A 914-nucleotide genomic window follows, 5' to 3' on the forward strand; every position below is an offset into this window, starting at 1 on the left:
TAGGTTTTGTACGAAAAGTCGGTGCGGGTAGAATTGCGGCCATGATTGGCTGGAGGCCCGCATGGCAAAGCGTTACGAACTCTCCGACGCATCGTGGGAATTGATCAAGGATCTGGTTTCTCCAGAGCAGAAAATGGGTCGCCCACGCAGTGATGATCGCCTGGTACTGCATGGCATCCTGTGGATCCTGTGCTCGGGCGCTGCCTGGCGCGATCTGCCTGAGCGCTTTGGGCCCTGGTCAACGGTGTATCAGCGTTTTCGTGACTGGCGCGACGACGGCACGTTCGACCGAATACTGGAGCGCTTGCATATTCGACTGAATCGGGAAGGGCTGATCGATCTGGACACCTGGATGATCGACTCTACGGCAGTACGTGCAACCCGAGCCTCTTCAGGCGCCGGGAAAAAGGGGGGCCTGAAGAACCGCTAGACCATGCCTTGGGACGCAGTCGAGGCGGCCTTACTACCAAGATCCACATGGTCTGCGACGCTAATGGCGTTCCCTTACGTTTCATCCTTTCGGCGGGGCAAGCCAGCGATATCACCCACGCCCAGCCGCTGCTGGATCAGGTGCGAATTCCCGGTAAGCCGGGGCGACCACGCAAGCGTAGTCGCTGGTTACTGGCTGACAAAGGCTATGACGCAGAACACCTGCGTCAGTACTGCGACCGTTACCGAATGCAGCCGGTGATTCCGCTGCGCGCCATGCCACGCAAACCCCGGCCAGGCTTGCCCAGGCTCTTTGATCGTCCAAAGTACCGGCAGCGGAACATCATTGAGCGGATGTTTGGCTGGCTAAAGGAGAACCGCAGAATAGGCACTCGCTACGACAAGCTGGCCAGGAGCTTTGCAGCCATGGTCACGCTGGCCTGCAGTCTGCGTTGTATGCGGCAATACTTTTCGTACAAAACCTA

1 protein-coding gene is annotated in these 914 nt (G+C 58.2%); it reads left to right on the forward strand.

What is annotated here, in order from left to right; translation table 11 throughout:
- Nucleotides 1-61: 61 nt before the first annotated feature.
- Nucleotides 62-914, forward strand: a protein-coding gene (locus tag ACYP2A_RS19405) for an IS5 family transposase (RefSeq protein ID WP_459747373.1) whose coding sequence is annotated in 2 segments (ribosomal slippage) — nt 62-404 and nt 404-914 — 854 coding nt annotated over the 2 segments. Because the reading frame shifts where the segments join, the coding sequence is not laid out codon by codon here. This gene is flagged as partial in the annotation.

The sequence above is a fragment of the Pseudomonas sp. 3A(2025) genome (assembly GCF_054589175.1).